The sequence below is a fragment of the Nostoc sp. genome (assembly GCF_036917195.1).
Lineage (GTDB): Bacteria > Cyanobacteriota > Cyanobacteriia > Cyanobacteriales > Nostocaceae > Nostoc.
Window position 1 is genome coordinate 1 of the sequence record NZ_JBALDG010000036.1, and the last position, 9,950, is coordinate 9,950.

At 43.3% G+C, this 9,950-nt stretch carries 8 protein-coding genes; 1 reads left to right on the top strand and 7 read right to left on the bottom strand.

From position 1 onward, the window contains the following. From V7K40_RS12940 to V7K40_RS12955, 4 genes are all read right to left on the bottom strand, one after another. Positions 1-284 (bottom strand): hypothetical protein (locus tag V7K40_RS12940; protein WP_334960104.1); only part of this gene is annotated, 284 nt, incomplete at its 3' end. Positions 285-1,088: 804 nt separating this feature from the next. Continuing rightward, entirely contained in the window at positions 1,089-1,427 is a 339-nt protein-coding gene (locus V7K40_RS12945; protein ID WP_273765046.1) for a hypothetical protein, read from the bottom strand. 497 nt (positions 1,428-1,924) lie between these two features. After that, positions 1,925-3,283 (bottom strand): Rieske 2Fe-2S domain-containing protein, encoded by a 1,359-nt coding sequence (locus tag V7K40_RS12950; RefSeq protein WP_334960108.1) that lies wholly within the window; start codon positions 3,281-3,283, stop codon positions 1,925-1,927. A gap of 83 nt (positions 3,284-3,366) precedes the next feature. Continuing rightward, positions 3,367-4,722 (bottom strand): Rieske 2Fe-2S domain-containing protein, encoded by a 1,356-nt coding sequence (locus tag V7K40_RS12955; RefSeq protein WP_334960110.1) that lies wholly within the window; start codon positions 4,720-4,722, stop codon positions 3,367-3,369. On the opposite strand from V7K40_RS12955, the gene V7K40_RS12960 reads away from it, so the two are divergent. Further along, on the top strand, positions 4,716-4,904 hold the full coding sequence (locus tag V7K40_RS12960) for a hypothetical protein (RefSeq protein WP_334960112.1): 189 nt from the start codon (positions 4,716-4,718) through the stop codon (positions 4,902-4,904). The two genes, V7K40_RS12955 and V7K40_RS12960, sit on opposite strands and share 7 nt — an antisense overlap. Before the next feature lie 332 nt (positions 4,905-5,236). Here the strand turns inward: V7K40_RS12960 and V7K40_RS12965 are convergent, their stop codons facing one another. The 3 genes from V7K40_RS12965 to V7K40_RS12975 form a co-directional block, all read right to left on the bottom strand. After that, positions 5,237-6,109 carry an aldo/keto reductase family oxidoreductase gene (locus V7K40_RS12965; protein ID WP_334960114.1) on the bottom strand — a complete coding sequence of 291 codons (873 nt, stop codon included), beginning with the start codon at positions 6,107-6,109 and terminating at the stop codon, positions 5,237-5,239. 376 nt (positions 6,110-6,485) lie between these two features. After that, positions 6,486-8,417, bottom strand: a complete 1,932-nt coding sequence (locus V7K40_RS12970) for a S9 family peptidase (protein ID WP_334960116.1) — start codon at positions 8,415-8,417, stop codon at positions 6,486-6,488. Between the two features lie 718 nt (positions 8,418-9,135). Continuing rightward, positions 9,136-9,501 (bottom strand): Lin0512 family protein, encoded by a 366-nt coding sequence (locus tag V7K40_RS12975; protein ID WP_334960118.1) that lies wholly within the window; start codon positions 9,499-9,501, stop codon positions 9,136-9,138. Positions 9,502-9,950: the final 449 nt, after the last annotated feature.

Consider the following 9,950-nt stretch of genomic DNA (forward strand, 5'->3'; position numbering starts at 1 on the left):
ACTGCGTCAGCTTCTTGCTCGTACTTATCTCCAGGCTCCCCAATTGTCAGTTTTGCCTGAATGGGTTGTAGTCGTTTTGTTTTTGGCTGTGCCATCAGACCAGGGATTGCTAACAAGTTTGTCTTTCTTTGAAGTAGTCCTTGAGTTTGTTCCTGGTGCTTAGGAAGAGTTGATGCTGATGTCGTCTGTTTCGCTATCGGTGCAAAGGGTCTTGATCCTAACTCAGATGTTGTTGATGTTTCGCTCTTTGCTGAAGAAGTTTTGGAAATTTTTTGGAATGTCATACTTAGTTATCCTAAACTTTAAGGTAATTGAGTTGCTTTAATTCAACTGACGTTTAATTAATAAAAGGTAAAAAATCAAGCTAAATTTATCAGCTACTTTTCTGATTGAAGTATCACCTTCAGTAAGAATTCAAGTCATGCCAAAATCTCTACAATCGTTTCCTGATAACGGTTTCCGGGGATTAGTCACAATTTTTTATTCTCAATAAGAATTGTGTAATACCTATATTTTAGTTTCTTATTACGACTAAAGGTATGTTAATAAACCAAGTTCAATTTTTAAACTGGCTCTGTGACTGGGTTTCAAACACCTGAATCCTTACCACCTTCCAAATAAGATTTTACTATTTTTTCTCGCAAGTCGATTGAGTAAGCTTTAATTTTACCCGTTGATGCACTGGTATTACTATACTTCATTTACCTGCAATCTGCTGTATATCGATTTATTGAGGAATTACAAAAATCTACACCAATTTTTACACCTGCATCTATACCTGAACAAATTAATCCGCCGGACTCACGGATAACCTGCGAACTGACAGCAGGAATTAAAAAACTCAATGGTACTAAAAAAAATTTAAGCAGGCATATTTCCAAAATACACCCGCTTAAACGATGACAACTTTACTGATTATCTACATCCAATCCCCAACAAATGATTAACTATTAAACGAAAGAAATAAGCCTCAAAATCAGCTTAAGTCTTCTACTTGTAACTATGTAGATTTTGAGATCCTTAACTCAATACTGCTGGGTTGTTTTGTCCTTTCTTAGTCTAAACACCAATTTCAATGGTTCAGCTGTTTAATCTTCGTCAAGGGCTGGGAAAGCTTCTTCAAGCTGCCACAACCTATCTTTATTTTCAACGAACCAAATACGAGTTTCTGGAGTTAATTTACTCCAAATGACTTCAACAGGGATGTGAGGAGATGCATATTGGTACTGCTGACCAAGTGATTTGAGATTGTCCGCCACATGATGGGGAATTCCAAATTCTTCCCAGTCAACTGTGACACTTCTTCCCGAAACTCCCGCTGTGGGGTCGAAAATCAATTGTGCTGATCTGACTAAATCAGCAAAGTGTTTCGGTTTGAGTTTGGTGATCTCCTGAATTTGGAGTGATTCGTTATACTCTTGAGACATGATCGCCGCAGTGGTAAAGATTAGTGGTGTATTGAACTTACTGCCAGAGATTTTTATCCCAATATTTTTACTTTAGCGTAGAGTCGCTAAATTCATCACGACTAAGATTATAGATTAGGGATTAGGGACTTCCAGTTAAAAAAACATCCCATCGTAGGGGATTTTGGCCAAGATCCCTTACAAATGTACAAATAATTTTGGATAATTTATTTTTTGTCAGTCCCTTAAGTGCTGGGAAGAATTCTGATTCCAGTCCCCAATCCCCAGTCTCTAGTAGAGCGCGGCAGAAATAAACAACCCATTTCAAATTAACGAAACGTTTACGCTGTATTTCTTTTGACTTTTACTTCTCTACCAGAGGCTGCGCCAACGGCTACGCCCAACTCTTGGAGAGGCTACGCCCTAAGCGTAGCTATGCCGTAGGCTTTACGGCTACGCTCAGGACAAGCTCAGTACAAGTGACTTTTGACTTCCGCCTTGCAGTACTAGTTCCTATTTTAATGACGAGTGTAGGAACGCTGAAAGTGAGTTTTGAGTGTCTGAGCCATAGCGGACATTACAACTGCTGCTATAGAAACCGATAATGCAACTATTCTGATTCTAGAATCATCTGCAAGTATCGCTACAGCAGCTAGAGCGATCGCTACCCCTATACAGCTTTGTTTTAGCCTATTTGTCACTTGATAAGCTTGATTGCAGGAATGACAAATAAGTGTGTGTCGCGAGAACCTGTTTAGCAAAATTGGCTTTGAATTTAACTCACCATTCTCAACATTTTTCCATGTGGAATAGCCATGATAAAAAGGCAAAGATGACCCAAATTTATCTAGCCACTTGCGGTACTCAATCACTAATTGGTCAGATGTTTTCAGCGGTAAATACACTTCTTTGATACTTCTTCCCAAGCGCTCAATTTCTGACTGTTGTCCGGCGATAAGAGGCAAATCCTGCTCCAATATTTTGTTGGTATTCAAGTGATCGAGCCAGCGGGGCCTCAGCTTGACTCCCCAAGTCATGAAATTACGATAACCTCTAGCTAAAAGACGGCATCGCCCTTTACCTAAAGGAATCGAATATAAAGCTAGTCCAAATGTCCAACCTCGTTCTTCAATATAAGCAGTGTTCAGCACAAGACTTGGAGCAACAAAATCAATATACTTCCAAGCTTCATTTGATTTGTTAGTTCCGCGCCACTTGCCTCGAATCCCTTGAGCCGAACTCTCTAGTACTTCCATTTCTAGCGGTTGGGCATTTTTCCGATTACCACCACCTCTGGTGCCATGATGGCTAATAGCAACATGGGCAGGATCTATGACGTTCTCTATTAGATATGTTTGGTCATAAGGCAGATCCAATATAAAGTCTGCACGCACAAATCCTGGCTTGTCTGAATCTGGCAGAATTGGGATAATTTCATCAACAGCAGTTTCTTTTTCGCCAGCCCACACCCAAATCATGCCTTGGCGTTCCACAACTTTAAAGGATGGCACGCAAGCATTGACTGGAATTTTTGCATCACTTGGTAACTGGGGAATGTGCAGACATTGACCATTATTGCCAAACTGCCAACCGTGGTATAAGCACTCAATTTTGCCGTCAATAATTTGTCCATCAGAAAGTTTGGCTGTACGGTGAGGACAACGATCTGTTAAACAGATAAATTGTCCATCTTTGTTTTTGAACAAAACGAAGGGTTCATCGTACAAGGAAAAACTATGAGGGCGGTTGGCAGGTAAGTCTTGCACAAAGGTGACAGGATACCAGCATTGCCTCCAGTTAAATTCTTGGTTTTGGTCAGGTGTCTCAAAGGTAGAAGTTGGTGGTGTCGCCTGTAGTGTCTTTGTTTCTAATGACATGGTTTTCTCCAGGTTTAGATGATTTTATACCTTTGGATTAGCAAATCCTTAGTCTCAGAGACAGAATATTTCCAGTTCCTATTTTAATGACGAGTGTAGGAACGCTCAAAGTGAGTTTTGAGTGTCTGAGCCATTGCGGACATTACAACTGCTGCTATAGAAACCGATAATGCAGCTATTCTGATTCTAGAATCATCTGCAAGTATTGCTACAGCAGCTAGAGCGATCGCTACTCCGATACAACTTTGTTTTACCCTATTTGTTACTTGATAAGCTTGATTGCAGGAATGACAAATAAGTGTGTGTTGCGAGAATCGGTCTAATGTGATCAACTTTTGATCAGACTCGCTACTACCGACATTTTTTGAGGTGGAATAACCTTGATAAAACGGCAAAGATGACCCAAATTTATCTAGCCATTTGCGATACTCAACTACAAGAAGATCAGATGTTTTCAGTGGTAAATACACTTCTTTGAGATTTTTTCCCAAACGCTCAATTTGGGCCTTTTGTTCAACGACTAATTGCAAATCACCTTCTAAGACTTTGTTTCGGATCAAGATGTGTTCTAACCAGGGAGGCATCAGCTTGATTTGTTGGCTAAAAAAGTTACCATAATTTCTAACCAGAATCCGACATCTATCCTTACCTAGTGGAATTGAATACAAGGCTGTGCCCCCAAACTTACCTTGCTGTTCATTATGAAAGTTGTAGAGAATCGAATTAGGAGCAATGAAATCTAATGACATCCAAGGCAGATTGGCTGTCTGTGTTCGCCGCCACCTTCCCTTAATTCCCTGAATGTTACTTTCAATGACTTCTAGTTCCAACGGTTGGGCATCTTTTCGACTTCCTATGATGCCATCATGGCTGATTGGAATATGAGCCGGGTCAATAACGTTTTCAATAAAATAGCTTTGGTCGTAAGGTAGATCACGTACATAGTCTAAGTTGAAGCATTCCGGCTTTTCCCAATCAGGCAAAGATGGAATTAGCTCATCTATAGCCGTTTCGGCTTTCCCTGCCCACATCCAAATGATCCCTTGACGTTCCAAGACTTTAAAGGATGACACGCAAGCATTTACCGGAATTTTTGCATCTGTTGGTAACTGGGGAATGTGCAGACATTGACCATCACTGCCAAACTGCCAACCGTGGTATAAGCACTCAATTTTGCCGTCAATAATTTGTCCATCAGAAAGTCTAGCTGCACGGTGAGGACAACGATCTGTTAAACAGATAAGTTGTCCATTTTGGTCTTTGAACAAAATGAAGGGTTCATCGTACAAGGAAAAGCTATAAGGGCGGTTGGCAGGCAAGTCTTGCACAAAGCTAACGGCATACCAGCATTGCCTCCAGTTAAATTCTTGCTTCTTTTCAGGTGTCTCAAAGGTAGAAGTTGGTGGTGTAGCCTGTAGTGTCTCTATTTCTAATGACATACTTTTCTCCAGATTTATTTGAAATCAGACATCAATATATTGGCACTGGTAGCCCAGCTTTCTTAAAGGCAGTTGAAATGATGAAAAATCGGACAAAAATAGAAGCATTAAACCAAGTACTTCATACATTAGAGCTAGGACTTTCTGACCTAGTTGAAGAAGCTGCAAGATATCAAAAATAATCAAATATTTGATTAGAGTTAACATCTATATTATTCCGAGCTTAATTAGCGTATGTTATACGCTAACTAAGCTTTCTTTCCCACACCTTTTTTCGTTCACCTGTTCTTAATTCTTGAATTCAATCACTCTAACTCTTGTTATATCTACTTTCTACACTTTCACTCTTTTTTTAAGAAAGATGTGACTAATGCATAGGTTTAGCATATCGAAGCGGTAGGTTCAGGGGATCAGGACAATCCAGCCACCCAGGTCAGCCTTGACGAGCAGCCGATGTGCCTTTGCTGCCTCAGCCAGCGGCAAGGTGCAGGCCACCTTCACGTGTTTAGCATAGTTAAGCGCCGCCGATCGCGTCCAACTCGGCAATTATTTGCGGTGGAAGTTGCAAATCTGCTGCTTTGAGATTCTCGTGCAGATGCTCAACCGACGAGGTTCCCGGAATCAGCAAGATGTTCGGTGAGCGCTGCAACAGCCACGCCAGCGCAACCTGCATCTTGGTGGCTTTGAGCGACGCCGCCACCGTGTCCAGCGTCGAGGACTGAAGCGGGTTGAAGCCGCCGAGCGGAAAGAACGGCACGTAGGCGATGCCCTTAAGCGCCAGATCGCCGACTAGCGCGTCGTCGTCGCGGTGGGCGAGGTTATACTGGTTCTGCACACAGACCACCGGCGCGATCGCGCGCGCTTCCTCGACCTGCGCCGCCGTCACATTGCTAAGTCCCAGATGCCGGATCAGCCCCTGCTGCTGCATCTCGGCGAGCGCGGTGAATTGCTCTGCGATCGACCCCTCGTTCGGCCCCTCCCCCCATCGGCGCAGGTTGACGACATCGATCACGTCAACGCCCAGGTTGCTCAGGTTGTCGTGCACCGCTTGGCGAAGCTCGGTCGGACTCTGCGCTGGATTCCACGATGCGTCCGCGCCGCGCACTGCGCCCACCTTGGTGACAATCGTCAGATTTTCGGGATAAGGATGCAGTGCTTGTCGAATGATTTGGTTGGTGATGTGCGGACCGTAGAAGTCGCTGGTGTCGATGTGATTGATTCCGAGTGCGATCGCTTCGCGCAGAACGGCAACGGCAGCATCCACGTCGCGCGGCGGTCCCCAAACACCTGATCCAGCAAGCTGCATCGCACCATAGCCTATCCGCTTCAGAGTCACAGAAGTACCTGCGAGCGTGAAACTACCGCCAAGGTTTACTTGAGCAATCATGTTTTTGTTCCTCCTAAATGTTTATCGGTTTGTGAAGAAATTAATGACTTGCAGTGGTAATGGCCGCCTTCAACTGCTTCATGTTCCAGGAATCAGTATAGCGAACTCTATTTAATATAGGACTTACGCAAAAACTCTCGGAAACTCTTATTTCTTTGTGTCCTTTGCGTCCTTTGCGGTTCGTTTTTTCATGATTTTGCGTAAGTCCTGATTTAATCCACGTTCCTTAGAGAACGCCTAAAGTAAGAAATTTCTTACTGGACTTTCTTACTTTGGTAGCCACAATCAAACGATAACAATACTTTCGAGAGCCATTACTTCGCACTTTTATTGCGCGGTCAAGATGTCACTTTCGCTGATGATCACGGCTAGGTAGCTAAAAGTTTTCAATGACTACAGGTTCGACTGATTCAGCAATTTCAAAGTCGAAAATTTGTGAGTAAAAGTAGAGTTCTGCTGACAAAGAACGTTTGATGTTTGGGGCTTTGCGGAAGCCATGTTCTTCAGCCTCAAAAGGAAGATAAGCCACAGGTACACCTTTAGTTCGCAGTGCTGTAACCATTGCTTCAGTTTGGTTGGGGGGAACCACTCGATCTTCTAATCCTTGGAAAAAAATCACTGGACAGGCTAGACGATCGCTAAAGTTAATTGGCGATCGCTGTTGATAAATCTGACGCTGCTGTGGGTAAGCGCCAACCAGACGATCCAAGTACCGCGATTCAAATTTATGTGTATCCCGGACTAAAGCTTCCAAGTCGCTGACACCATAATAGCTGGCTCCTGCTTTAAAAGTATCTCGGAAAGTCAAGGCACAAAGCGTTGTGTAACCACCTGCACTCCCACCAGAAATTGCCAGGCGATCGCCGTCTACATCTCCCCGTTCCACCAAGTAACGCGCACCAAAAACAGAATCATCTACATCTACAATTCCCCACTGTCCATCCAGTCGTTGCCGATATTCCCGCCCGTAACCTGTACTACCGCCATAATTTACATCTAGAACCGCTATACCTCGGCTTGTCCAATACTGAACGCCAAAACTGAGGCTACTAGAAGTTGCTGCGGTGGGCCCACCGTGGCTGTTGACAATCAAAGGCGGTTTTTCACCCGCAGGAGCAGTATAATCTAGGTTTTGAGGTGAGTAGAAAAGGGCGTGTGCTGTTTTACCATCAGCTGTTTCGTACTCAATGGCTTCAGGGAGAGAAAGATAACCAGCATCAATAGTTACATCGCTGGAACGCCGTAGTACTTCCAGCTTTTTGGTTGTCAAATCCAGACGGATAATAGCTGCTAACTCAGTTGGAGAACTTCCGCGAAAAACCACTTGTTTAGAGGTGGCGTGGAGAGAACTAATAGCTGTGTAGGGCGTATTTATTGTTTCTAGTTGACCTGTTACTGTGTCAAGGCTAGCTAAATACCAAATACCTTGCTGGGTATAAGTACAAATAATCCGGTTAGCAGACTCAAAAGCATAAGTGGACATCCCAAAATTCCATTGCGGCTGACCAAACTCCGCTTTGATTTGAGTTAGCGCTTCTACATTTTCATCTTGCCAACGATATATATTCCACCAACCTGTACGGTCAGAAACAAAGTACAATTTGCCATCCGGCGACCACTCTGGCTGAAAGATAGATTCATCTAAATCGCCAGCAATTTTTTGAGTATTTCCTAAACTACCATCTGCTTTTAATTCCCCAACCCATAGTTCAGTGCTATCCCAAGGCATATTAGGATGGTTCCAAGTCAGCCAAGCTAATCGTAAACCATCGGGACTAAGGCGAGGCGAAGCATAAAAGTCATTTCCAGATACTAATACTTGGATTTTGTGATCTCCGTCTAGTTCCACGCCGACTAAAGTATTGATCGCCTCATTTGCAGCATCAGTGTGATCTTCGTACACGCAAATAATTCGGTTGTGTTGGCGGTCAAAAATACCATCTGCATAGCGTGTGGCTGCTGACGGGGTGATGGGTTGCGGTTGTGTATCAGTATCCTGACGATATAGGCGTTGGTCAATAAAATTAGAAAAGTAAACAGTGCCATCTACCACAAGAAAAGAACTACCACCATATTCATGCACACGGGTACGCACATTGAAGGGAGTAGGTGTGATATCAGTAATTTCACCATTTGCACCCCGGCGGACTACGACATTTCTACCTTGTTCTGATGGTCGCAGCTCGCTCCAGTAAATATCTTCGCCATCGAGAGCAATTTGTCCCAACCCAATTGTCCGTGCGGTAATTAAGTCTGTTGTGATGGGCGATCGCCAAGATCCGTAAGATACTACCTCTGGTTTAGTCACGCTCTATTCTGCTCCCTGCTTCCAAGAATTATGCATTGTGTGTAGAGGCAAAACTCAGGCACACCCACTTGTACTAATTCATAATACTAGATTGCAGCTGCCCCAAACCTTTACTACAGGCAATTGGCAGGCTTGAGTGCACTTGTGAGCATAACGCCTGCGATCAGTTACCTCTACCGTAGGTGATCGCTCCTTGCTTGGTGAAATAGAAGTTCCGTAGTTGGGAGCGCCAAATATGTCAGATAAGCAAGTTGTCACTAATTCAGGAGCTATCACCCTGAATTTAGAAGCTGTCGTTACTAAAGTCACGATTTTTTGCTTAAAATCACAATTTTTTGCTTAAAATCACGATTTTTTTCTTAAAGTCGTGAGTTTTTGCTTAAAATCACGATTTTTTTCTTAAAGTCGTGAGTTTTTTCTTAAAATCACGATTTTTTTCTTAAAGTCGTGAGTTTTTTCTTAAAATCACGATTTTTTTCTTAAAGTCGTGAGTTTTTTCTTAAAATCACGATTTTTTGCAAGACTTGGAAGATAAAAAATATTACGCCATGTACGACTTGCTCTCAAACCTAACCCCCAACCCTACAAGGCTTGGGGAGCAAAAACCAAAGCCTCTCAGGAGTGGAGGACTCAAGGCCCCCTTTGGGGATTGGGGGAAAGAGGAATGGAAGCAAAGTTCTAAGAATAAGTTGCACATCGCGTAAGGTATTGACCTCAGTTAATCATTTTCAACCAGAACTGTAACAGCAGCGATCGCAATCAACATTTCGTCATTTTTATCGTTGAGTTCGGGAATAGCCTGCCCTTGAACTATCATCCCCCCAGATTCGACGGTAAGACTTTTTTGACCAAATGGTAGGACAGCTAGTACCTCTTCTTCTCTAACTTGTTCTGGATATGGCACTGCTACCTGAACTTCTATAATCATTTCATTGGGGTGACTTAAACCAGCAACCTCCCAAACACCAGGTAAAGCATTGTGAGCGATCGCATTCCGTACTGCCCTAGATGCTGCTACAGTTGGTTCTTGTCCATGCTGATCTATTCCCATCCCCATTTCGATAATCAACCGTTTACGCGCCATTACTACCTCCGATAAATCCTGCACCTTTGACTTTATCTTTCTATTGCAAGCAAAGGGGATTAATAAATCTGACTTTTCCACATACCGTGAAAAGTCAGAATCTGTGGGGTGTAGTAAGACTTTCTCCAGTTCCATACACCCTACCCCCTGCTCCCCTCACCCAGCAATTCTAGGTTGGCAAACTATTAGTACCGCTTGGCGGAAGTAAGCAGACCATTAAAACCTACAAAAATTCGGCGGACTACAAGGCTTAAAAATGGTATGTGTATTTTTGCCGTGCTGTACTAGTACAGCACGGCAAAAATAAACATAGCATCCAAAATGTCTGAAAAGCTTAATTTACAAACCTTTTGACTTTTGAACGCCAGTTGCTTCAAGTCGGCAGAGCCGCCCAACGCACTGGCTCCTTTTGAACGCCAGTTGCTTCAAGTCGGCAGAGCCGCCCAACG

Excerpts from the sequence above, each read along its gene's own strand:
- V7K40_RS12945 (WP_273765046.1), bottom strand. The coding sequence starts at position 1,427 with ATGTCTCAAGAGTATAACGAATCACTCCAAATTCAGGAGATCACCAAA.
- V7K40_RS12950 (WP_334960108.1), bottom strand. The coding sequence starts at position 3,283 with ATGTCATTAGAAACAAAGACACTACAGGCGACACCACCAACTTCTACC.
- V7K40_RS12960 (WP_334960112.1), top strand. The coding sequence starts at position 4,716 with ATGACATACTTTTCTCCAGATTTATTTGAAATCAGACATCAATATATT.
- V7K40_RS12955 (WP_334960110.1), bottom strand. The coding sequence starts at position 4,722 with ATGTCATTAGAAATAGAGACACTACAGGCTACACCACCAACTTCTACC.
- V7K40_RS12965 (WP_334960114.1), bottom strand. The coding sequence starts at position 6,109 with ATGATTGCTCAAGTAAACCTTGGCGGTAGTTTCACGCTCGCAGGTACT.
- V7K40_RS12975 (WP_334960118.1), bottom strand. The coding sequence starts at position 9,501 with ATGGCGCGTAAACGGTTGATTATCGAAATGGGGATGGGAATAGATCAG.